Genomic DNA, 23,465 nt, shown 5'->3' with positions numbered 1-23,465 from the left:
AGCCCGCCTCCATGGACGACGGAAAATGTACCGTCAGCCTCGATCCGGACTAAAATGTAAGGTTCTCTGCACCTGAATTGGCACACCATGCGCTCGCGTATCGCTAAACGTCTCCCACCCGACGCCGACAAGCTGGTCGGTCTGTCGCTCGCGCTTTTCGCGTCCGGCAGCCGCATCGAAGACCGCTTCTGGGAAGCAAAGCTCGATGCGCTCATCGAAAAAGTGATCCGCAATGGCAACCAGACGACACTGGATGCCGCTTTAGACCATCTGCAGCAAAAACATACGGACGCCTATGGCGCCCTCGCCGACATGGCCGAGACCCATAGCGAATCGTTCCGCATCGAGCACGAGGGTCAACCGTACGACGTACTGCTGATCGCGGCACCAGTGCTCGCATGGACGCGTTACATGATCCCGTCCGGCCCGCTGAAAGGCGACATCGTCGATGCGCTGCGTGCGCAGTTGCAAGCGCACATCTTCGCGGCACGGGCGCTCGTCGCGTTAGCGCCGTATCTGTACAGCATCGACCAGTTACCACGCCATCACGTCGAGACGTTCCGGCTCGCGCAGCAACTTGGCCAAGCGGCGCTGGTCGGCGGCACGATCAAGCTAAATCTCGGCGATCTTCCTGAAACATCACCGATCCTCGCCGATCCACGCTTTCTGCTGTCTGTGGTCGCCGTGCCGGCCGGCGAGCCGCTGTTTCGCTGGCAGGAGGAGGAGAACGGCGCACGCGTTGAGCGCGGACAGTGCCTGGAACAATGGCGTGCGCAGGGCGGCGCGAACTTGTCGGGTGTGCTGCCCGGCTGCGAATTCGACTGCCTGCTGCCAGACGCGTATTACTCGGCCTGCCGCGACGCGGATGAGCAAATCCGCCCGCATACCGTGCGCACTGCAGTCAGGTATCTGGGCGACACGATCGGTGCCAAACCGGATGGACTACGTGCGGTTGTCGCCGGTTTCGGCGAACGGCGCGTAGATGAATATCGGATCGCCTTCACCCGGCGCGGCAGCAACGACGTGATCTACGGCGTGGTATGGCCGCTGTACGGCCGCGAGAACGGCGATCTCGGCCCAGATGACGACGTGCCGCCCGACGAAGATCAGGCCGGTGGCATGCTCGACGATGTCATCGGACTGCTCAAGGAAATTGGTGTCACTGATATCCGTCGTCACGCGGCACGATTCGAACCGGAGTACTGCGACGACTGTGGCGTGCCACTGTATGCTGACCCACTCGGTGAGATCGTGCATGCCGAAATGCCTGAGGATGCCGAACCAGCGCAACCTCACTTCCACTAAGACCCGCGCTTTTCCCACCCGCCACGTGCGTCGCGTCATCGGCCGAAGAGCCGTCAAGACGCGGCCCGACTGGCCTTTCGGCTAATGCCGGCCCACTGCTTGTTCTTGCCATCATTGATCTCTGATGTCCGCCGCGCTGGCCAACGCGGCGGCGCGGTTGTGTGGACTCAGTCAGGGAGAAGTGGTCATGAAAGTCTGCTTGCTGAATGAGCAAGCCGAGAGGCGCGAAGGGCTAAAAACATTGCTGCGCCAGATTAATCGACATGCATCATTCTACGATGCGCGTGACTGGCGACAAGCGCAGCGCGTCCTGCAACATGCCTGCCCAGACATGCTCGTCATCGACTGGCAGGACGGGATGAGTGTGCAGGATATCTTCGATCTCCGGCGCCATTATCCCAACCTGCCGATTGCGGCGTTGGTCGATGATGCCAGCCCAACGCGGGTCAAGTCGCTGGTCGACGCCGGCGTGCTCGGCGTTGTGCCGCGGCACCTCAATCCGCGTCTTATCGTTCGCGCGTTCGAGATCGTGCTGCTCGGCGGGCACTACGTGCCGCCCAGTGGACTGAATCTGCACACGCCCACCGTCGTGCCGATCAACGCGTACGGGGACAGTTCGCTGAACCGAGCAGCCTGCCGGCGCCAAAGTGCGTCGTCTGGCCTACTGTCGCCGCGCCAAGAGCAAATCCTGCGGCTTGTGCACATGGGTGCGACCAACAAAAGCATCGCACGCGCGCTGGGCATCAGTGAAGGAACGGTCAAGATCCATCTCGGCGCGATCTTCGAGAAGCTTGGCGCGACCAATCGCGCGGCCGCGGTGGCGATTTACAATGGTTGGCAGACTGGCGCACTGGAAGTGCTACGCGATGCGACCCAGCAGGCACGGCAACCGGTCTATGGTGAGGCTGGGCCGACGCCGCTGCGTGCGGCCACCCGCGAGCACCGACGGCGCGACGCAGCCAATGGGCGCGACCAAGCGATACTGCAAGCCGCGGAGCCAGACGGCGTGCCATACAAGGTCGTTCCACGCAAGCGTCGTTGAATCGCAACGCCGTGCGCGGGCGTGCGATTTGCTTCCACCACCGGGAGCCGCGCAGCGAGTAATATGTGTGATATGGGATTCCTCTACACGTCGTTACCATGGTGGTTGGCGATAGGTGGCAACCTTGCCGCCGTGGCTCTGCTTGTGCTCGCGGCGTGGAAGAAGCCCTTCGCGCGGTTGCGCGACGATACGCTGCAGCACCTGTGGCTTGGCATGACCGTGGCGATCGCGGTCATGTGGGCCACCAACGCATGGCTGAACGATGGCCCGGTGATGCATCTGCTTGGCGCGACATTGATGGTCACGCTGTTCGGCTGGTCGCTCGCGTTGGTGTCGATGGCAGTCATATGCGCGCTGGTGGCCGCGATCTTCAGCGTACCGTGGGATGGCGTGGGTCTGACCTTTGTCATATTTGGGGCAGTGCCGGTCTTTGTCTCGACGCTGCTACAGCGGGTTATTGCCGCATGGTTACCGCGAAACTTGTTGATGTTCATCTTCGGCCACGGCTTCGTGACCGCCGCGCTAGCGCTGGTTGCCGCCTGTGCCGGTGCACTAGGCTTATACCTGGTGCTGGCCCACGGCGATACGGCCGTGATCCCGCCCGGCTACGGGATGGCCGTCGGCATGCTCGCCTCCGGCGAAGCGTGGTTCTGTGGCATGCTAACCGCGCTGTTCGCCGTCTATCGCCCGGCGTGGGTCACCACGTACGATGTACGCCGCTACCGGTTCGATCGCCGCCACATGGACCGGGGCCCGCGCGCCTGACCCAGCAGCCTGGCGGTCCACTATGTCGTGTGCAACAGTTGCCGCGCGCTACGCCGGCCGGCCGCAGTACCTCCTCTGTTTTGCGTTAAGATAGAACGCTAGCTCAACCGCGGGCCTCTGAGTGTATCCAAGTCCGGACTCGACATCGCGTGCGAATCCACTTGCGCACATCCTCTCACTTCGACCGCGGCTTTTTTCACGGCACCTAGCAACAGGATTAGATGGATCGTCATTCTACGTCGCGCCCGATGCAACGACTGATCGGCGCCATGGCCTCATGCGCGCTCGTGGCCATGGCAATCGCCATTCCCACGATGGCCTGCGCCGACCAAGTCGAACACCACAACGAGCTAGTCTACCAATTCATCACGCAAATGAGAGCCAATCCGCTAGTCGCGGACTGCGCGGCGCACGCCGACTTTATCGTCGGCACATCGAGCGCGTTTGACCACGTCGAATTTCCACACAGCTCGTTCGATCCCGCGCACGCCGAAGTCAAGCCATGGAAAGGCTCGTTCGACCAGGGCAAGCAACGGATCAAGGTCGATTCGATCGTCACCGTCCAAGGGGTCGGCATGCGCAAGGATGGTTCAACGAAGCCCGACGCGCTGAAATTCCGCTGCGGCTACGTCGACGCGAAAATGCTCGCCTTTAGTTGGAATGATCCGGTCGCGCCGTTTAAGCGCGCTGCGCCGAGTCGCCAGGCCGGCAAGGCCAAAAAGGCGTTGCGCGGCTCGGGCCGCAAGAGTCCAGCGAAGGCGGCAGGCAAAGGCACCGGCAAGAAAGGCCGGCGGCGCTGAGCCCACCATGCACGCGCCTGCGTGTGACAAACGCTGCGCACACAATGCCGCAGTGCGTCACATCGCGTCGAGTTGCCAACCGATGGCCTGCAGCATCGCCGCACCCAGCGACGCACTGCGCGCGCCGTTCCAGCCGACGTGCGGGTCAGGCAAGTTCGCATCGTCCTTAAATGGCATTTCAAGCGTGAGCGACAGGCACTTAAAGGTGTGGCCGATATACTTGGAGGCGAGCTGGAGCGCATCCTGCTGGTAACGCCCGGACTCGTATCCGTGCTCATCCTGGAAGTGCGCGCTGGCGCGCTTGAAATGGCGGATGAATTCGTCTTGCACACGGCGTTGCGCGTGAGAGAAATCGGGCAGCATTTCCGAGCCGGCGACGAAGACGTATGGCAGCGTTTCATCGCCATGGATATCGAAGAACATGTCGCAACCGCTCGCATGGATAGCGTCGCGTACGGCCAGCACTTCGGGGCTGCGATGCAGGTCCGGCTGCAACCATTCCCGGTTCAGGTTCGCGCCAGCGGCATTGGTGCGCAAGTTACCCAGCGCGCTGCCATCCGGGTTCATGTTCGGTACCACGTGAAAGACCGCACGTTCGAGCACGATGCGGCCCAGCGGGTCGCCCCGCCAATCGCCAAGGCCGCACAAGCGCCTGAGCAGACCCTCGACGAACCACTGCGCCATCGTCTCGCCCGGATGCTGCCTTGCGATGATCCAGATGTTGCGCTTGTGCGGCGCCGGTTCGCCAACGGTCAACAGATCCAGCGCACGCGCCTGCACGGTACGGGTCAGTTCGGTCAGGCGCACGCCAGGCTGCTGGACCAGCGTGTCGACCCACTGTGCATGTCGCGCATACGGATACGGTTCGAAATACGCGTAATAGATCCGGTCGTGCGCCGGCCGATGACAGATGCGCAGCACCTGACCGTCATACGTGGTGGGCACCCGGAACCAGTCGATGCCATCATAACTCGCGGCAGCCTGATAACCGTGCCATCCATCCGGAAAAGCACTGTGCGACGCGTTCTCGAACGTGATCGTGCAGCCCACGTCTTTCGCACCGCTCAGCGAGAAATAGAACCACTGCGCAAACGCCGCTCGGGTGTCGGCGCGCAACCGCAATCGAATGTCGTCCGCGCGCTCGCACGATACGATATCAATTGCCCCTGAATCGAATTGACTACTGATGTGAATGCTCATGGGTCGGATCCGCAACGAATGGAGTCAGGTGGCCTGCTTGCGACGAAATACATAGGTCGAATCGTTCGACGCCTTCGCATCGAACCGGTAGCCGTCGGCGTCGAACGCGATGAGCCTAGCCGGCTCGTCGATCCGGTTCACGACTGCAAAGCGGGCGAACGCGCCACGCGCACGCTTGGCGTAGAAGCTGATGATTTTGTATTGACCGTTTTTCCAGTCCTCGAACACTGGGGTGATCACCGGTGCGTCAAGCTGGCGCGGCCTGACCGAACGGAAATACTCGTCCGACGCGCAATTGATCAATACCCGCGCGCCACCTGCGCGCTTGAGCTGTGCGCTCAGCGCAGCGGTAATCTTGTCGCCCCAGAATGCGTACAGATCCTTGCCGCGCGGGTTGACAAGCCGCGTACCCATTTCGAGCCGGTACGGCAGCATTAGATCAAGCGGACGCAGCACCCCATATAAGCCGGAGAGCACGCGTATATGGCGTTGCGCATAATCCAGATCGGCGGCAGACAAGGACCGCGCGTCGAACCCATCGTAGACATCGCCATTGAACGCGAGCATCGCCTGCTTGGCATGCGGTGGCGCGAACCGCGCGGCAGACCAGTCGCCGTACCGCGTATAGTTCAAGCGCGCGAGCGGATCGGAAAGACGCATCAATGTGCCGATTTGCTGCGGCGAGAACGTGCGCAACTGCGTAATCAACTCGGCCGAGTCGTCAAGGAACGCCGGTAGCGTATGCTTGCGTACATGGGGCGGTGTGTCATAGTCCAGTGACTTGGCGGGCGATAAAACGATTATCATGGAAGGCTGACTGAAAAAAGGCATCGCGCGGCGTGATTGGCCGCAAGCGTTGCCATTGTATCGACAATGACGCCCTCCCGTTCCGCCCCGCCGCTGCCGGCCGACCCTGTCGCACCATCGAGCGCCCCTGCGGCTGCCTTCGTCCGTCCCCGGGTGGTACTCGACACGAACGTGTGGATCGACATCCTGGTATTCGACGATCCCGCGACCCGCCTGATTGCAATAGCGCTGCAGGACGGCAGCCTCGACGCGGTGCAGAACGACCGCTGCCTCAACGAGCTGCAGCGCGTGCTCGACTACCCGCAGTTCGTGCGCTACGCAATCGATAAGCCGGCGGCACTCGCGCGGCTCGCCCGGCTGTGTGTGCGCGTAGCACCGGCGCTGCGCACGAAGGGCGGCACTGCAATGTCTGTACCGGAGGCAGGCGCGAATGCGAGCGCAAGTGCGCGCGCAGCCGGCGCCGCACCGCGCGCACTACCGCTGTGCCGAGACCGCGACGACCAAAAGTTCCTCGAATTAGCGTATGACGCAGCCGCACAGTGGTTGGTCACCAAGGACAAGGCGCTGTTAAAGATGGCGCGCCGGATGGCGCGCGAGTTCAACTTGCGCATTGCGCAGCCGGCCCAGTTCGTCGCGGCCGCAGGCCTTGCCCAGTCGGCGGCGGGCGACGCAACGCACGAGCCTACCGTACAATAGGCCTGCTGGCATCGATCATCCGGTCGCACGGCTCCCCCTATCGACACAACGCTTATGCCATGAACGCCTCGCATCGCCCGCCCGATACGTCGCCCCGCGTGCCCTCCTTCCCATCGCGGTTGCCGCAAGTCGGCACGACGATCTTTACGGTGATGAGCGCGCTCGCGTCCGAGGCCAACGCCGTCAACCTGGGTCAGGGGTTTCCGGATTTCGACTGCGACCCGACAATTATCGATGCGGTCGCGCAGGCGATGCGTGACGGCTTCAACCAGTACCCGCCGATGGCCGGTCTTGCGTCGCTGCGCAATGCGATTGCCGCAAAGATCGAGCAGCTGTACGGCCATCGTTACGATGCGGCCAGCGAAATCACCATCACCGCGGGCGCAACGCAAGCGTTGCTCACTGCCGTGCTGTGCTGTGTGCAGCCGGGCGACGAGGTCATCGTGATCGAGCCTTACTACGACAGCTACTTGCCGGCAATTGAGCTGGCGGGTGGCAAACCCGTGTTCGTGACGCTGGACGCACCCGATTATCGGATTGCGTTCGACCAACTCGCCGCGGCGATCACGCCGAAGACCCGGCTGATCATCGTGAACACGCCGCACAACCCAACCGGCACGATCTGGCGCGACAGCGACATGCGGGCGCTGCAGGACATCGTGCGCGGCACGGACATCCTAGTGCTGTCTGACGAGGTCTATGAGCATATGGTGTTTGACGGCGCCCGCCACGAGAGTGTTGCGCGCTATCCGGACCTCGCGGCGCATAGTTTCGTCGTATCAAGCTTCGGCAAAACCTATCACGTGACCGGCTGGAAGCTCGGCTACGTCGCCGCGCCGCGCGAATTGAGCGCCGAGTTCCGCAAGGTCCACCAGTTCAACGTGTTCACGGTGAATTCGGCCACCCAGGCAGGCGTCGCCGCGTACATGGCCGACCCAGCGCCCTACCTGACGTTGCCGGCGTTCTACCAGGCCAAGCGCGACTTCTTTCGTGCCGGCCTGGAACGCACGCGTTTTAAGCTATTGCCATGTGAAGGTACGTATTTTCAGTGCGTCGATTATTCGGCAATCTCGGCACTGCCAGAGGCGGAGTTTGCCAGGTGGTTAACCGTCGAGATCGGTGTTGCGGCGATTCCCGTGTCCGCGTTCTATCATCGGGCGCACGACGCCGGCGTCGTGCGCTTTTGCTTTGCCAAACGCGAAACAACGCTGGCAAGCGCGCTCGAGCGCCTTGCCGCGCTGTAGCGTGTGGCGCGCGCCCATCTGCGCCCCACTGAACGATCCGCACTACCGGCCGTCGCCATGGCTGGCGCGCCGCGCACAACTGGGCCTGTCGCTGCTGCCTGTCGAGAGCGACGCCCCCCAACATGAAGGAATCCACCGATGACCGCCGAATTGCTCGCCACCCGCCGGGATGCGACGCTCGTGCTCACGCTGTCCAACCCGGGCGCACGCAACGCGTTGCACCCTGACATGTACGCCGCCGGCATCGAGGCGCTCGATTCATCCGAGCGCGACCCGGAGATCCGGGTCATCGTGCTGACCGGCGCCGACGATTTCTTCTGCGCGGGCGGCAACCTGCACCGGCTGTTGGAGAATCGGGCGAAGGGTCCATCGGTGCAGGCCGACAGCATCGACCTGCTCGGCGCGTGGATCAGCGCGATCCGCGCCTCACGCAAACCGGTGATCGCCGCGGTCGAAGGGGCAGCGGCCGGCGCAGGTTTCTCGCTCGCGCTCGCCTGCGACCTGCTGGTGGCAGCGGATAACGCAAAATTCGTGATGTCGTATGCGCGTGTCGGACTCACGCCCGATGGCGGCGGCTCGTGGTTCCTGTCCCGGGCACTGCCGCGCGCGCTAGCCACCGAAATCATCCTGGAAGGCAAGCCGGTGCCGGCGCCGCGCCTGGCGGCGCTGGGCGTAGTCAACCGGCTCAGCGCAGCAGGCGCAGCGTTGGAGAGCGCACTCGCATGGGCTGACGAGCTGGCGCGGCTGTCGCCAAACGCGGTGGCCCGGATTAAGGCGCTCGTCGACGATGCTCCCAGGCAACCGTTGGCCGAGCAGCTGGTCGCCGAACGGGACCATTTCGTCGCGTCGCTGCATCATCGCGATGGTCTCGAAGGGATCAGCGCGTTCCTGGAAAATCGCGAAGCGCGCTATAAATGACCGCGGGCCTACGCGTACACGTCGGCGCGTACGCTGCGACAGGCCAACGGACCGAATGAAGTCCATCGCAGCAATCGTCCGACTGGAGCTGGCATCGTATCTGAAAGACAGAAACGGCGTCCCGCGTGTGAGCCTGGCCCGTGACGCTGCGATCCAGCCGGTTCTATGCTTAAATAGCATGCACCTCGCAGCCAACGGCGCTCGATGCGCTGCAGGCATCGTGTAAACATTCAACTTTCTACAGGATGGGGCGCCGAAAACGCGCGCGGGCCGGATCCGCGCACCGGGGACGCGCCTCGATAAGCGGATATGATCGATATTTACAGCTGGGCCACGCCGAACGGCCACAAGGTCCATATCATGCTTGAAGAGCTAGCGCTGCCCTACACCGTCCATGCGGTCGACATCGGCGCAGGCGACCAGTTCAAGCCCGAGTTCCTGGCGATCAGCCCAAACAACAAGATCCCGGCGATCGTCGATCACGAGGGTCCCGGTGGCCAGCCGATCGCGCTGTTCGAATCGGGCGCGATCCTGATCTACCTCGCGGAGAAGACCGGAAAATTTCTGCCAGCCGATCCGGCCCAACGTTATGCGACATTGCAGTGGCTGATGTTTCAGATGGGTGGACTTGGCCCGATGCTCGGACAGGCGCACCACTTTCGGATCTATGCGCCGGAGCAAATCGAATATGCGGTCAATCGCTACACGAACGAAGCGCGACGGCTGTATGGCGTGATGGAGAAACAGCTCGGTAAGCATCCCTATCTGGCCGGTGATGACTACACGATCGCGGACATCGCGGCATTCCCGTGGACGCGCTCGTGGAAGAATCAGGGAATCGATCTCGACAGTTTCCCGAACGTGAGCGCATGGCAGCAACGCATCAATGCGCGGCCCGCGGTGCAGCGGGGCGTCGAAGTGCTGGTATCCGCGCGCAAGGCGCTGACCGACGACAAGGCGCGCGAAGTCCTGTTCGGCGCCACGCAGTACGCGCAACGCTAAAGAAACCGAGTCGGCAGGGCGGGTACTGAAATCCATGCGCTCGTTTTCTTGCCGCACGCTGTTACGCGCAGCTGAAGCGCCGCCCAGATCATTGGAGCGGCTCTTTCAGCAACGCTGGCAATGGCAACGGCATCACGTCGATGCCCTCGTCCAACAGAGCCCGCGCGTCGTCAAGCGTCGTGACCCCGCGGATGCTGCGGGCCGGCGCCTCGTCATAGTGGATCCGCCGCGCTTCCTCAACGAACTGCTCGCCTACGTCTTCGGTGTGCTCGATCACCTGCCGCATCATCTGCAGCCAACGCGCCTGCAATTCGCCCGCATTCAGCGACTGCCCGCCGACGCCCGGCGCGCCATCGCATTGCGCCGGCGCGGCCGCACCCGACAGGTTCAACCGGGGCGCCGACGGCACGCGCTGCACCGTCTTCGAACCACATATCGGACACTCGACGAAGTGCCTCTCCAGTTGCGACTTGAAGTCCTCAGCCGACTGAAACCAGCCTTCGAACCGGTGCGCGTGCTCGCAGGTTAAATCGAGAACTTTCATACCCATGAAATGTACGATCCAGTGTAGCGCAATCCGCGCGATTTGTGCATGATCGTTCTAAATTATCAGACCGTGGCCGACCATTCTAGCGCGTTTGCGCGTGGCGCAACCCGCCCACTCACCGCCCGCCTTGTCCTCCTCATCATCTCGGCGGTGACGAAGCTTTTACGTCGTTGTGGCGTTCTGGCCGTAGTACACGCAGTGCTCGGCCGATACGCAGACACGCGGATAGTTCAAATCGCAAAGCGTCGCAGCACTGGATGTAAAGCGCTGCACGCCAACGCCGCGGCGTCACCCTCCCTTCCCTCGGTAATGCATTTTCAGAACGCTTGCTTCGTCTCCAACTGATTGACGCTTGGTCTGCCAGGCGATGACATCATTGGCCGTCCCGTTTGCCTCGAGGCCCAACCCCGTGGTCGTCCCCTATAACACCGCTAATTCGAAGTTGTTGCAACAACCGGTCGAACCTGCTGACGTGCTACCGTGCCGGATGAAACAACAGAGCAACAATTACGGCAATCTGCCATCAAATAATGCTTTATTATCTACAACGAAATTCACGCACGCATCACTTGCCGCCCGTATAGCGCACGTTCCCGCAAAGGGCTATACCACATGCAATTTTTCTATTGCCATTTCCATACAAGTATGCAATCCTGCTCGACGACATAGCTTAAAAACATCATTGCACACTGCGCTGTTAGGGTATTCAACATTACATAGCGATCGTTAAGCACATAGGTCCATTTGGCATGTTGGGTGTGCTTGCTCAGTGAGCAATGCTGAATAAAGATTAAGTTTTGTCTGATACAGAAAATTTTGTGTATTGCAGCAGTACCACTTCAGCCTCCCGGGGTGATCCGATGCTACTACAATGCCATGATAGAAGCAGCGAATACGTGACGCATGTTGGCAAAGCGGCACTACCAACTCGTTACGGAAATTTTGTTGCCCACGCATTTCGTTCGAAAAGCGATGACAATGAGTATCTCGCGCTAGTAATGGGCGATGTTTGCCAGCGTGAATCAGTACTGACACGACTGCACTCTGAGTGCCTTACGGGTGATGTACTAGGATCACTGCGTTGCGATTGTGGTGAACAATTGGACGCTGCACTACGCCATATCGCATCCGAGGGTGTTGGCGCGCTATTGTATCTGCGAGGCCATGAAGGACGCGGCATTGGCTTGTGCAACAAAATTCTTGCATACGGACTCCAAGAACAAGGACGTGACACTGTCGATGCCAATCGCGACCTGGGTTTGCCAGACGACGCGCGCGAGTATGACTGCGCGGCGAGCATCGTGCGCCAACTTGGCATCCTGTCGGTACGGCTGATGAGCAACAACCCGGATAAATTTGAGGCGCTGCAGCGCCATGGCATTCCGGTATGTGAGCGCGTTGACCTCGCGGTTGCATTACGAGAGGAAAATGAGCGTTATATCTGGACCAAGCGTAATCGTTTCGGGCATTATTTTGACGAGAATGAACTTCAGTGCCCGTTGTCATTATAGCCGTTGTCATTATATTTAACTCGGCGCTCACTACAATATATCCACTGCTTTACGTGGTGAGCGCTGATCAAAGCAATCGTTTCTATTTACATGCTTTTATTCAGGCTGCTTATGCTGCAATGCCCACATTTGCGCATATAGGCCGCCTGCATTCAGCAATGTTCTATGGGTGCCGCGCTCAACGATACGGCCTTGATCCATGACAAGGATCTGTTGCGCATGCGTAATTGTCGATAGACGATGCGCAATGATCAGCGTTGTACGATGACGCGCAAGCTGTTTCAACTCGCGCTGAATCGCACGCTCAGCACGTGAATCGAGTGCTGAAGTCGCTTCATCAAAAATTAGAATAGGCGGCTTTTTCAGCAATGTGCGGGCGATTGCGATGCGCTGCTTTTCGCCGCCAGATAATTTCAAACCACGCTCACCCACGATGGTGGCATAGCCAGCAGGCAAGCTTTCAATAAAAGCATGAATATGGGCGGCGCGCGCAGCCGCAATCACCTCTTCTGGCGAAGCAGACAACCGACCATACGCAATATTGTAATAGATTGTGTCACGGAAAAGCACCGTATCTTGCGGCACAATGCCAATGGCCGCGCGCAGCGAATCTTGCGTCACAGCTCGAATATCTTGGCCACCGATCAGAATACGCCCAGCGCCATGGTCCACATCATAAAAGCGGAGCAACAGTCGTGCGAGTGTTGACTTACCTGAGCCGCTATGTCCAACAATTGCGGTCGTCGTGCCCGCCGCAATCGTAAACGTTATATCTCGTAAAATTTGCCGTTGCGGCTCATATGAAAAGCTAACATGCTCGAAGCATACTTCAGCGCTCCGGACAGCAAGCGGAAACGCACCTTGAATGTCGTCAACTTCACGCTTGAGATTTAGCAGCGAAAACATCTGATCCATATCGGTCAGACTTTGCTTCAAAGTTCGATACATATTCCCCAAAAAACTCAGTGGAATATATATCTGCAGCATAAACGTATTGATTAACACAAAGTCGCCCAATGTCAACTGCTTATCCACAACCTGTTGCGTCGCCCTCCATAAAACGGCGATCATGCAGATCGCAATAATCGACTGCTGACCCAAATTCATAAAAGAAAGCGATCTTTGGGACCGAACCGCCGCATCATGATAAAGCATCATGCCTTCATCATAGCGCCGAATTTCGTGTTGCTCGTTACCAAAGCACTTGACTGTCTCGTAATTAATAAGCGAATCGACCATTAGCGTATTGGAGCGCGAATCAAGCTTATTCATCTCCTGCCTTAAGCGCGTACGCCATTCCGTCACCATCACGGTAAACGTAATGTAAGCCGCAAGCACGAACAGTGTAACAATCGTATAATAGATATCGTAGCGAATAGCAAAGAAAATGAGTACCAACACGACTTCAACACATATTGGTAGAATATTGTAGAGTGAATACGAAACAAGCGTCTTGACGCCACGCGTCCCTCGCTCGATATCGCGTGATAGGCCACCCGTTTGCCGCTCAAGGTGAAAGCACAATGACAGCGTGTGCAAATGCCGAAATACTGCGAGTGCCACTTGTCGCGCCGCGTTGTAAGCCACTTTTCCAAAGATAATTTCACGCAGCTCCGCAAAAAACGAGCTGGATAAGCGCACGACCGCATAAGCGACAATAAGAAAACCAACGCCGTGGAACAATGAAAACGACGACTCCTGAACTGCCAACCGGTCAATTTCAGATAGCTGGTCGACAATCGCTTTCATCACAACCGGAACGCCCAGATTGGCGAGTTTTGCGCCAACCAGGCAGGCGAGTGCAAATGCGACGCGCCCTTTATAAACCATCAAATAAGGAAATAGCGCAGCGATTGTCTGCCAGTCACCACGCCGATTCAAAGATACCAAAGGAGAAACAAAAGCCCAAAGGCGGCGCATGCGTAATGGATAGTACATTCTTCGTGATTGGTTCAGCAAGCGTTTGCCGTACTGCATGCCCTTAATCATTTTTTTATTTCTTTATAGCAATCAATCTACTTCGCAAGAAATCGTGGTCAATGTGATTCATGCGGCGCGCTGCTATGCAGCATGGGTCGCCTGTCGATTGTTTCGATAGTGTTCAACGCAAGCCAGCACATGTCGCGCAAGCGCGATACGCTCATCAGGCGTTTTCATGAGCGTCTTGACTTTATCGACTGCCATAAGGTCTGTGCGCAAGAGGTCATGATCGCGTTCATCCGACGGATCAATCACCAAGATATCGAGGAAATCGGCATAAAGAGAAGCAATCGCGCCAACCGAAGCCTTCATTCCCAGTTCATGCATCATCTTAGTCAATGGGCCTTTGACTGCTTCGCCGCCGACGAGCGGTGCAACAGCTAAAACAGGCACATTGCAGGCACGCAGCCTGTCACGCACGCCTGGTAATGCCAGAATCGGTCCAATGCTGACGAAAGGATTAGAAGGACATAAGATCACGCCAGCCAGGTCGGGCGCACTCAGCGCTGCTTCAAATGGCGACGATAATCGTGCCGACGAAGCACCTTCAAAGCGAAACCCCGACACGCGCGGCTCACATCGCCGTTTAACAAAATACGTCTGAAAAGGCAAATCGCCTTCTTCTGTCTCAACGACAGTTCTAACCGGATCGTCAGACATCGGGACGATCGAATGCTTGACACCGAATGCGCTAGCAATGGTCGCAGTTAAATCACATAAGCTGGCACCGCCGTCAAGCAAGCTGCGCCGATAGAGATGAAGCGCAAGATCCTTGTCACCCAACTGAAACCAGACCGGCCCGCCCAAACGAGCCAGCGCTTCTTGCGAAGACCAGCTCTCGTTCGCCCGCCCCCACCCTTTCTTTGCATCCGCCACATCGGCCAGCGTATAGACAACCGTGTCCAGATCGGGACAGACGAGCAAGCCAAGATGCTCAAAATCGTCACCCGTGTTGACAACGATCGTCAACTCGTCCGCAGAAAGCACATGCGCTAGACCATAAGCCAACTTAGCGCCGCCCACCCCGCCGCACAACGCAACATACTTTGCCATTTCCTTCCTATGTAAAGGTCAAGCATTTTTGACTTAAACAGATCACCCTTCCGATCCTGTCAGGCCGAATAGTGTCTGTCTACTTTGATATAGACGTTTGAGCATCTTAGTGAATCCATGATGTGAAGCACTGCGTGAGCGCCATCACAACATCGATTTAGGCAGTCTGCAGGCAAGCCACACCATGAACCCACTGATACAGGCCCGATTATTGTTACGCTTCGTTCAAGACCTGATGGCCGTGCCCACGCACCAAACGTCCGGCCTTCATGAACCGCACAGGTGCCAGCGCAGGAGCAGCATACGAAGCCTGCTGCCGCTCAGTACTGACGTCACGGTAAAGAGGGGTACGCTGCATCGCACGGCGCCCGAGTCTGGCGGCCAGTGCTTCCATGGCAGCAGGCGGCATTTCCTGCCCGTGGGCTGCACCGGCTGCGCGGCTGATCGACTCGTTCATTAGGGTACCACCCAAATCGTTGGCCCCCGCCTGCAAGCAAAGCTGCGCGCCCTGCTCACCCATTTTCACCCAAGACGTTTGAATATTGTCAATCAGGCCATGAAACGCCAGACGCCCGACTGCATGCATCAAAACGGCTTCTCGCAAAGTCGGCCCCTGGCGCGCGCCTTTCTTTTTAAATAACGGCGCTTCTTCATGGACAAAGGGCAATGGAACAAACTCAGTCAGACCGCCTGTATCGCGTTGCAGCTCCGCAAGCCTGAGGATATGTCGCGCCCAGTGCTTATAAGATTCGACATGGCCGAACATGATCGTGCAAGTGGTTCGCAATCCCAACTCGTGTGCCGATCGCACGACTGTCAGCCATTCTTGCGTATTCAGCTTGTCCGGACAGATTTGTCGCCGCACTTCATCGTCCAGGATCTCGGCTGCGGTCCCAGGCAAAGTACTTAACCCGGCATTTTTCAAATCAGACAAAAAAGCGCTGATGGATTTCCCCAGGCTAGTTGCGCCATGCATCACCTCAAGGGGCGAGAAGGCGTGAATGTGCATGTCTGGACATTCTGTTTTAGCCGCTTCGCAGATATCAACGTAAGTGCGTCCCGTATAGTCGGGATGAATGCCTCCTTGCAGGCAAACCTCCGTCGCACCGCGATCCCACGCTTCTTTCACGCGGCGACGGATTTCGTCGAGGTCAACGATATAGGGCTTTTCGCGCAGGTCTTCTTGTATCGGCCCTCGCGAAAAAGCGCAAAAATTGCAATGGTATTGGCAGACGTTTGTGTAGTTGATGTTCCGATTGACGACGTAAGTGATCGTGTCACCCTTCGTTTGCCTACGCAAACGGTCCGCCGTGTGCGTCAAGTACGTAAAATCGTGGCCGCGGGCGTTGAATAAATGGACAAGCTCGGCTTCTTCGAGGCGCTCGCCCGCCACGCATTTATCCACGATATCGATCGTCTGCGAACAAACACGGTCAGCATGAGAAGCCGTGGTAGTCACTGCCAGGCGAGCAATATCCCCCATCGTCTTGGAGCCTGCTTTCCATAGATCGCTTGTTGCCAAACCACTGCAATCTGAATGGCGCAGCACATCAGCATGCAAGCCCGGGTCGATCCAACGATCACGTTCCTCGATATAGGCAGGATAGACGGTTATCCGCTCGGTCAACGTCTTCCCCCCCCTGTCGGTGACCTCACTTAAGCGGTCAATTTGCGGCCACGGCGCTTCTGGGTTAACGTGATCAGGCGTGACCGGTGAGACGCCTCCCCAATCATTGATTCCCGCGCGTATCAAGTCGGTCAGGTCACCATCGAAAAGATTAGGCGGCACCTGAATGCTCATTGCGGAACCCAGAACCAACCGGGCGACCGCTGTTGTCCAACACAATTCGTCCATTGACGGCTCAGGCGCGTTGACCATTTTGGTGCCGGGTTTCGCGCGAAAGTTCTGAATAATGACTTCCTGCAGATGGCCATAGCGATCATGCAAATCCCGCAGCGCAAAGAGCGATTCAAGCCGCTCGCGGCGTGTCTCCCCGATACCAATCAATATGCCTGAGGTGATCGGTATATGCGCTTCGCCGGCAAAGCGAAGCGTTTCAAGCCGCACTGCCGGGTGCTTATCGGGAGAACCGTAATGCGGCCCGCCACGCTCGGAAAGACGTTCAGAAGCCGTCTCTAGCATCACCCCGAAGGAAGGGGCATGGGGCCGTAGCATCTGGTATTCTGCCGCGCTTAACACGCCCATATTAAAGTGCGGTAGCAGCCCGGTTTCAGCTCGTACACGTTGCGCAACCTCAGCGACATAGTCGGCCGTCGTAGCATGACCCAGTTGCTGCAGCGCTTCGCGTGCAGCGGCATAACGCGCTTCGGGCCGATCACCGAGCGTAAACAAAGCCTCACGGCAGCCTACTGCAGCGCCCGCCCGTGCAATGTCCAGCGCTTGGTCCACGGTAAGAAATGCTTGGCCAATGACCCGTGGCGCTTTGGCAAAGGTACAGTAATGGCAGACATCTCGACAAAGATGGGTGAGCGGAATAAAGACCTTGCGTGAATAGGTGATGACATTACCCCATCCAATGTCTCGCCATGCCGATGCCAGACCGGCCAACTCACGCCAATCTTGCACCGCTTCAAGCTCATATGCCAAAGCCTTGTCATCTAGCCTTGGCTGGTTGCCCTTAGCGGAACGTTCGGCCTCTTGAATCACCCTATAAACAGGATCGTTTACTAATTTTGACATAGCACCCTCCTCTTGGCGTCTCTGACGGAAGACTCGAATTCCTCAAGGTCGGCAGGCAAGTCAACATCCAGCGCCCACTCCCTTGAACGGACAACCCAAACATCAATTCCGGCGCGTCGAGCGGCGTTTTGATGAGCGGAAAAGCTTGGCCCGCTGAAAAACAACGGAATGGCGCCAGGTCGGCAAATCAATCCATTCGTGCCATGACCGTCCCGGTTCGGCGCCATGCCAATTGCATCGACCGGTGCACAGCTCAACATGTCGATGGCTGCCTCATCCAGCAGCGGCAAATCACCAGGGACAAACATCACACGCTCCCCGCCTGCCGCTGCAATGTGGGCCATCGCTCGTGAACAGGCATTCGCCATGCCTTCATCCGGCGGCCCCCACAAGATTTCAGCACCCGCTGCCCGAGCCATCTCCGCCGTACTTTCCGACGGCGTCACCACCAATAGAGAAGCAATTCGAGGCGATGCGCGCAACGTGCCAATGACATGACTCGCCATGGAAAAAAACAACGCTTGGCGCGCAGCATGACTCAAAACGCCAGCCAACCGGGTTTTGGCACACTCAGGCGCTTTCAACGGCACGACCGCCCAGATGCCGGTATTACGCTGGGCGACAGAAACAGGAGACATCCCATTGCATCCCATATTGTTTCACTTCCCGGAAAATCAGGACAACTGTGTCGCGCTCAAAGCAACCGAAACAATTACCTGGCTTAGGTACCTATTGCACAACAAATTGGTACGTCTGCTTCCATCGTGAACCGCTAACTTGCGTACAAGCACTGCATTACCATAGTTCGACGACATGCTGGCATAGTAGCAAGCAAATTGTCTAGTCACTTGTTATTGACTGAGCCTATTTTTTCTGAGAATCTTTCTACCACTAAAGGGAAGATTAAGGAGCTAAGAGGATGAGCCACGCTACACGAACAGAAAGAAGCATGACTGTATCCGCCATCGGTGGCATCCCTCTTATACAAACAGGGGATGATCTTGGCCAGATTATTACGGAAGCGATCCAAAAAAATGGTATCGCTCTAGAAAATGGCGATGTGTTAGTACTTGCACAAAAGATCGTTTCAAAGTCCGAAGGGCGATGGGTTGCGCTATCTTCTGTCACGCCCGGCAAGCAAGCTATCGATTTGGCGCAGAAAGTGGATAAGGATCCACGGCTCGTTGAACTTATCCTATCGGAGTCGGCAGAAATCGTTGCGCACAGGCAGGATGGTGTACTGATCACCGCTCACCGTCTCGGATGCGTGATGGCGAATGCCGGTATCGATCATTCCAATGTAGGCGATGAAGACAGTGTGCTTCTACTTCCGAAAGACCCGGATCACAGTGCCCGTGAATTAAAAAAACAGTTTCATCACTTGTGCGGCGTCGATGTCCACATTATCATTAACGATAGTTTTGGCAGAGTGTGGCGCCATGGCACGGCAGGGTGCGCAATCGGTGTAGCAGGCTTTTCCCCGCTTAAAAATTATATTGGAAAGCCAGATTTGTTTGGGCAGCTCTTACGAACAACCCAGGTGGCAGTGGCCGATGAACTCGCCGCAGCAGCGTCTTTCCTAATGGGACAAGCCGATGAAGGATCACCTGTTGTGCTGATCCGCGGCGCGAATTTACCTGCTGCTGATGGAACGGTCGAACAGCTTATTCGCCCCAAAGAAGAAGATTTATTTCGTGAAACCTCCTCTACATTGGCAGTAGAAATGGCCTGAGCATAAAATGAAAGGTGGCCGTGCAAAGCCAGTTCACGGCGAACGCGTTCACTGATGCCGTGTTGGGCTGAGACCTCGGACTGTCGATGGGCGGCAAAGGAAGCTGGCGTGATAACGTGTTCGTTGAACGCATGCGGCGCAGCGTCAAGTATAAAGAGGTCTACCTAAAGGCGTACGAGTCGGTCAGTAGGCGAGGTCAATAAACGCGGAAGGTGGCATGTGGGCAGCCAAATTGGGAAAAGCAGCGGTTAAAGTGGGAGCGGTCTTGTGGGCGATGCAATGATCGGCCGCCCGTCCAAAACTAATGAAAATTCCAGCGAAGCACAGAAGGTTCAGGCGCCACGTCCTGCGCTGTCCATTGGCCAGCCTTACAACCGTGTCGCTTGGGTTATCGCGGTGAGCAGCCCTAAAACGGCTTTCGAATGGAGTTCGCTATGGGTGGCGTCCGCCACATGAAGTTCGGTATTGGCCAACGGATTGCTTATCTTAGCCTTATTGAATCCCATTTTTTGGGAAAAATTGTCTTTAAATGGCGTGACAAAATCTAGGCCGCCTTTAGGGGCAATGGTATCTTTGCCACCTGAAATATGAATATAATGTTCTACCGTTTCTCTAAGCTTCTTTGTCGGCGGTAAATGATCACCTCGGATGGGTGTGCCTAAGGTGACCAGTTGTTCAATATTACCTTGTGTCAGCTTAATCGCTTCAAAAGCGACATTGCCACCATGACTATGGGCAATGACATTCGTGATGATACCGGCCCGTGTGTTTTCATCGATCTTTTTCGCAAGGGTTTGCGCCGCCTCAATACGGGCAAGTCGATGATTTTTTCCACTCCATTGTAAAGCACTCACTTTCCCGCCAAATTTTTCCCGGACAATATCGGCGTATTTCCCATTCGGGCTGGTCCACCCTACTTCGGCTGCGGTGGCGTTGAACGTGCCATGCACTAAAATGGTTTCAATGCCATTGTTTGATTGCTCGGACGGCCCGATAAAATTGGGTGGGCGATTAAGATAGGGCATTTTGTGCAAGAAATTCAATAAGCCATAGGTCATTTGCTCCTGTGTGGCTTTCGAGACGGCTTCTTTTTTGTCTTTGGGAATACTTTTATCGTGGCCTATCTCAAGATTGGTGGTATGAATCTCTTGCGATCCATTGTACAAGCGTCTCGAAATGGCTTCCACTCCCTTGAATGGCCTCTCTGGATCGATATCCAGCCGGCTGACCAGCCTGACAGATGAATCTTGGTCGGGTACAACCTGCGCTCGCCCTGCCTTCCTCTGTTGGTCGGACTGGACCTCGTAAGCCCTCTTTCCCATCATCCACCTCGTCAATGCAATGATTTTGCGCTAGGTTGACGTAGCAATACATCCATAACAGCTGTATATCATCGGTTCGAATCTGACACAATACCGATTTGCCGTGCACGAGATCGCTTCAAGTCCGTGCGCATCTAGTGGTAGGGTGTCGGGAGCAAGTGCAGCTGCGTGTCCACTTCATCGACGATCAGTGCGTAGCCGGCAAGCGTCGCGCTTGATGTCCAGCGCTGTAGGATCTCTCGGATGCAAATATTGTCGTCTACCGTCACCACGCCCGAGAGCGTCACCCGCACAAATGCTGAACAGTCGTGGAGACGTCTGTGTCGGGGCCCTCAACGGGCTGGCAGCTCAATTCAACCTTATCTAATGGGGCGCGATCCGCTGCGAGCGCAGCGCTTGGATCGGCCACGCCGGCATCAAACTACCTGCGCGGTATTTTCCGGCCAAGCGCCAGACAAAATTTTTTCAAGCCAAAACGCACCAATGATCGTCTTGACATCGCTAACGTCCCCGCACCGAATCCACTCGTGCAATATGGCCGGTTCGACGACAATCGTTTCCAAAAACTCACCGTCGTCCAGCGCGCGCTCACCTTCAGTCAGCCCACGCGCCAAGTACAGGTCGATAAACTCGGTCGAATACGAAATGACCGGGTGGATGCGGGTCAAGTAGACGAACTCGTTCGCACGATAGCCGGTTTCCTCGCGCAGTTCGCGTTGAGCACATGCGAGCGCCCCTTCCTGCGGATCGAGCTTGCCGGCCGGGAACTCAACCATCACACGGCCAAGTGGATAACGATACTGGCGCTCCATCAGCACGCGACCGTCATCCAACAGCGGCAATACCATCACCGCACCGGGATGCTCGACGAACTCACGCGTGGCCGTCTTGCCGTCCGGCAACCGCACGATGTCACGCTTGAGCGTCAGGAAATGGCCGTCATATAGCGTCTGGCCGTCGAGACGGGTCTCGACTAGATGAGCGTCGTCTGTCGGAATGCGTGTCATGTCGCCCCTTTTTGAGCGGTCGCCGATTCACGCGGCGCGCCGCTTGACGAGATACTGGAAAACGAAGCCGGGAAACGCAAGCACGACAAACAGGCTGAACGTAATCGCGTAAAACTGCCACTCTTGCTCGAAGCGATTGCCGGCCCGTGCCTCGAGCGCGAAGCCGAGCAGTCCCGTGACAAAGTAAAGCACAATCAATTCAGCGATCCGCCACCAGGCGCTCTTGCGTGCGCCCGGCGCGGCGCCGGGTACTGGCAGTATCGCCAGCAACCGCTGGTTGACGAACGGCAGGTTCGCGCCGAGCAGCGCGACCAGGACAATGAACCAGCCAGAGGGCGACATCGTGGCAACCGCCGTTACAGCGACAGTGTCTGGCGCACCGCCTGCAAGCAACTCGACATCAGCGGTCCGGGAACGATGCCAAGCAACAGCACCGCGAGACCGTTGAGCGCGAGCAGTGCGCGATTGCCACCGTAGGCGGTGATCGGCGTCGCGTCAACTGGCTCGTCAAAGTACATCAGCTTGACGATGCGCAGGTAGTAGAACGCGCCGAACAGCGACGTGACGACCGCGAGCACCGCCAGCCACGTCAAATTCGCATTCACGGCGGCCTCGAGCACCGCGAATTTCGCATAGAAGCCAACCGTCGGCGGGATGCCCGCCAACGAGAACATCATCAACAACATCACGAACGCGAACACTGGACTGCGCTTGTTCAAACCCTTGAAGTCGTCCAGCGTGTCGGCCTCGAAATCGCGGCGCGCAAGCAGCATCACGATACCAAACGAGCCTAGCGTCGTCAGTAGATACGTGATGCTGTAAAACACTGCGGATCCGTACGCGTTCGCCGCACCGCTTGCCTTGCCATCGACGACGCCGGACAGCAGGCCGAGCAGCACAAAACCCATATTCGAGATCGCCGAGTAGGCGAGCATCCGTTTCACGTTGCGTTGCACGATACCGGTGATGTTGCCCACGATCAACGACAGCGCGGCCAGAATCACCAGCATCGTCTGCCAATCGACCGCCAGCGGCAGTAGCCCCATCACCAGGAAGCGCAGCCCCCACGCGAAGGCCGCGACCTTCGGGCCGCCGCCAGTGAGCAACGTCATCGCGGTCGGCGCGCCATGATAGACGTCGGGTACCCACATGTGGAACGGCACAGCTCCCATCTTGAACGCGATGCCGGCAACGATGAAGATCACACCGAACAGCAGCACGGCATAGTTGATGCGACCCGACGCGACCGCAGTGAACACGTCATGCAGGTCGAGCGAGCCAGTCGCACCGTACATCATCGAGATGCCGTACAGCAGGAAGCCGGACGCCAGCGCCCCGAGCACGTAGTACTTCATTGCCGCTTCGTTAGATTGCGGCACGTCACGACGCAGCGCGATGATCGCGTACAACGATAGCGACATCAGTTCCAGTCCCAGGTACAGCGTCAGGAAATTGTTGCCCGACACCATCACCAGCTGCCCAAGCAGCGAGAACAGCGCCAGCAGGTAGAAGTCGCCGCGGAACAGGTCACGTTCTTCGAGATACTTGCGCGAATAGATCAGCGACACCGCAAAGCCAAGCGAGATGAACGACTTCATCAGGCTCGCGAACGGGTCGACTACATACATGTTCGAGAAGTAGTAGTGCGGATGCGGATCGGTCGCGATCACCGCATACCAGAGCGCGGCGATCAAGCCGGACGCGACCGCGATCACATAAGTCAGGCCGCGGCCCTTCTTGCCGGTGATGATGTCGTTCAGCCATGCGACGACGGTCACGATCATCAGGAATGCATCGGGCAATAGGGCGTTGAGAGGAGCGTTTTGCATAGTG

22 protein-coding genes and 1 pseudogene are annotated in these 23,465 nt (G+C 57.6%); 11 read left to right on the top strand and 12 right to left on the bottom strand.

What is annotated here, in order from left to right:
- Positions 1-87 precede the first annotated feature (87 nt).
- From RA167_RS03840 to RA167_RS03825, 4 genes are all read left to right on the top strand, one after another.
- Positions 88-1,305, top strand: coding sequence for a DUF2863 family protein (locus tag RA167_RS03840; protein ID WP_076786477.1), 1,218 nt, complete (start codon positions 88-90; stop codon positions 1,303-1,305).
- 187 nt (positions 1,306-1,492) lie between these two features.
- Entirely contained in the window at positions 1,493-2,347 is an 855-nt protein-coding gene (locus tag RA167_RS03835; protein ID WP_076787778.1) for a response regulator transcription factor, read from the top strand.
- A gap of 72 nt (positions 2,348-2,419) precedes the next feature.
- Positions 2,420-3,112, top strand: a complete 693-nt coding sequence (locus RA167_RS03830) for an energy-coupling factor ABC transporter permease (RefSeq protein WP_076787776.1) — start codon at positions 2,420-2,422, stop codon at positions 3,110-3,112.
- Between the two features lie 269 nt (positions 3,113-3,381).
- Entirely contained in the window at positions 3,382-3,912 is a 531-nt protein-coding gene (locus RA167_RS03825; RefSeq protein WP_338877224.1) for a BspC domain-containing protein, read from the top strand.
- 57 nt (positions 3,913-3,969) lie between these two features.
- Here the strand turns inward: RA167_RS03825 and RA167_RS03820 are convergent, their stop codons facing one another.
- Together RA167_RS03820 and yaaA are read right to left on the bottom strand one after the other, a co-directional pair.
- Complete coding sequence (locus tag RA167_RS03820; protein ID WP_076786473.1) at positions 3,970-5,112, bottom strand: M14 family metallopeptidase; 1,143 nt, start codon at positions 5,110-5,112, stop codon at positions 3,970-3,972.
- Positions 5,113-5,136: 24 nt separating this feature from the next.
- Positions 5,137-5,919 (bottom strand): peroxide stress protein YaaA, encoded by a 783-nt coding sequence (yaaA, locus tag RA167_RS03815; protein WP_076786471.1) that lies wholly within the window; start codon positions 5,917-5,919, stop codon positions 5,137-5,139.
- Positions 5,920-6,072: 153 nt separating this feature from the next.
- Here yaaA and RA167_RS03810 point away from each other — a divergent pair, with 153 nt between their 5' ends.
- The 4 genes from RA167_RS03810 (at position 6,073) to RA167_RS03795 (ending at position 9,779) form a co-directional block, all read left to right on the top strand.
- Entirely contained in the window at positions 6,073-6,615 is a 543-nt protein-coding gene (locus RA167_RS03810) for a PIN domain-containing protein (protein WP_175972463.1), read from the top strand.
- Positions 6,616-6,674: 59 nt separating this feature from the next.
- Positions 6,675-7,859 (top strand): pyridoxal phosphate-dependent aminotransferase, encoded by a 1,185-nt coding sequence (locus RA167_RS03805; RefSeq protein ID WP_076786469.1) that lies wholly within the window; start codon positions 6,675-6,677, stop codon positions 7,857-7,859.
- Between the two features lie 138 nt (positions 7,860-7,997).
- Positions 7,998-8,777, top strand: coding sequence for an oxepin-CoA hydrolase, alternative type (locus RA167_RS03800; RefSeq protein WP_076786467.1), 780 nt, complete (start codon positions 7,998-8,000; stop codon positions 8,775-8,777).
- Between the two features lie 309 nt (positions 8,778-9,086).
- The gene (locus tag RA167_RS03795; RefSeq protein WP_076786465.1) at positions 9,087-9,779 is read left to right on the top strand and encodes a glutathione binding-like protein; all 693 of its coding nucleotides are present in this window, start codon (positions 9,087-9,089) and stop codon (positions 9,777-9,779) included.
- An 88-nt stretch (positions 9,780-9,867) separates the two neighbouring features.
- Here RA167_RS03795 and RA167_RS03790 read toward each other — a convergent pair whose 3' ends face one another.
- The gene (locus RA167_RS03790; protein ID WP_076786463.1) at positions 9,868-10,323 is read right to left on the bottom strand and encodes a DUF1178 family protein; all 456 of its coding nucleotides are present in this window, start codon (positions 10,321-10,323) and stop codon (positions 9,868-9,870) included.
- 863 nt (positions 10,324-11,186) lie between these two features.
- Between RA167_RS03790 and ribA the strand changes: the two genes are divergently transcribed.
- A complete protein-coding gene (gene ribA / locus RA167_RS03785) occupies positions 11,187-11,837 on the top strand; it encodes a GTP cyclohydrolase II (RefSeq protein ID WP_076786461.1) in 651 nt (216 codons plus the stop codon).
- A gap of 96 nt (positions 11,838-11,933) precedes the next feature.
- On the opposite strand, the gene RA167_RS03780 is transcribed toward ribA, so the two are convergent.
- From RA167_RS03780 to cofC, 4 genes are all read right to left on the bottom strand, one after another.
- Positions 11,934-13,757 (bottom strand): ABCB family ABC transporter ATP-binding protein/permease, encoded by a 1,824-nt coding sequence (locus RA167_RS03780; RefSeq protein ID WP_076787772.1) that lies wholly within the window; start codon positions 13,755-13,757, stop codon positions 11,934-11,936.
- A gap of 141 nt (positions 13,758-13,898) precedes the next feature.
- Positions 13,899-14,870, bottom strand: a complete 972-nt coding sequence (gene cofD / locus RA167_RS03775; RefSeq protein ID WP_076786460.1) for a 2-phospho-L-lactate transferase — start codon at positions 14,868-14,870, stop codon at positions 13,899-13,901.
- A 214-nt stretch (positions 14,871-15,084) separates the two neighbouring features.
- Complete coding sequence (gene cofH, locus RA167_RS03770; protein WP_076786458.1) at positions 15,085-17,571, bottom strand: 5-amino-6-(D-ribitylamino)uracil--L-tyrosine 4-hydroxyphenyl transferase CofH; 2,487 nt, start codon at positions 17,569-17,571, stop codon at positions 15,085-15,087.
- Positions 17,559-18,209 (bottom strand): 2-phospho-L-lactate guanylyltransferase, encoded by a 651-nt coding sequence (cofC, locus tag RA167_RS03765; protein ID WP_076786456.1) that lies wholly within the window; start codon positions 18,207-18,209, stop codon positions 17,559-17,561. The genes cofH and cofC overlap by 13 nt, the downstream gene beginning before the upstream one ends.
- 311 nt (positions 18,210-18,520) lie before the next feature.
- Here cofC and cofE point away from each other — a divergent pair, with 311 nt between their 5' ends.
- Together cofE and RA167_RS03755 are read left to right on the top strand one after the other, a co-directional pair.
- Positions 18,521-19,303 (top strand): coenzyme F420-0:L-glutamate ligase, encoded by a 783-nt coding sequence (gene cofE / locus RA167_RS03760; RefSeq protein ID WP_237573947.1) that lies wholly within the window; start codon positions 18,521-18,523, stop codon positions 19,301-19,303.
- 26 nt (positions 19,304-19,329) lie between these two features.
- Positions 19,330-19,491: pseudogene (locus RA167_RS03755) on the top strand (IS3 family transposase); the annotation flags it as partial.
- 180 nt (positions 19,492-19,671) lie between these two features.
- Here the strand turns inward: RA167_RS03755 and RA167_RS03750 are convergent.
- The 5 genes from RA167_RS03750 to nuoN form a co-directional block, all read right to left on the bottom strand.
- On the bottom strand, positions 19,672-20,625 hold the full coding sequence (locus RA167_RS03750) for an esterase/lipase family protein (RefSeq protein ID WP_237574333.1): 954 nt from the start codon (positions 20,623-20,625) through the stop codon (positions 19,672-19,674).
- Between the two features lie 134 nt (positions 20,626-20,759).
- A complete protein-coding gene (locus RA167_RS03745) occupies positions 20,760-20,918 on the bottom strand; it encodes a hypothetical protein (RefSeq protein ID WP_175972433.1) in 159 nt (52 codons plus the stop codon).
- A gap of 123 nt (positions 20,919-21,041) precedes the next feature.
- Positions 21,042-21,632: an NUDIX domain-containing protein gene (locus RA167_RS03740; RefSeq protein WP_076786450.1), complete on the bottom strand. Its 591-nt coding sequence runs from the start codon at positions 21,630-21,632 to the stop codon at positions 21,042-21,044.
- Positions 21,633-21,659: 27 nt separating this feature from the next.
- On the bottom strand, positions 21,660-21,974 hold the full coding sequence (locus tag RA167_RS03735; protein WP_076786448.1) for a DUF2818 family protein: 315 nt from the start codon (positions 21,972-21,974) through the stop codon (positions 21,660-21,662).
- 14 nt (positions 21,975-21,988) lie between these two features.
- Complete coding sequence (gene nuoN / locus RA167_RS03730) at positions 21,989-23,461, bottom strand: NADH-quinone oxidoreductase subunit NuoN (RefSeq protein WP_076786446.1); 1,473 nt, start codon at positions 23,459-23,461, stop codon at positions 21,989-21,991.
- Positions 23,462-23,465 lie beyond the last annotated feature (4 nt).

Source organism: Mycetohabitans endofungorum (assembly GCF_037477895.1).
Classification (GTDB): Bacteria; Pseudomonadota; Gammaproteobacteria; order Burkholderiales; family Burkholderiaceae; genus Mycetohabitans.
Note: the sequence above shows the minus strand (reverse complement) of the source record. Positions and strands in the feature narration are given on the sequence as shown.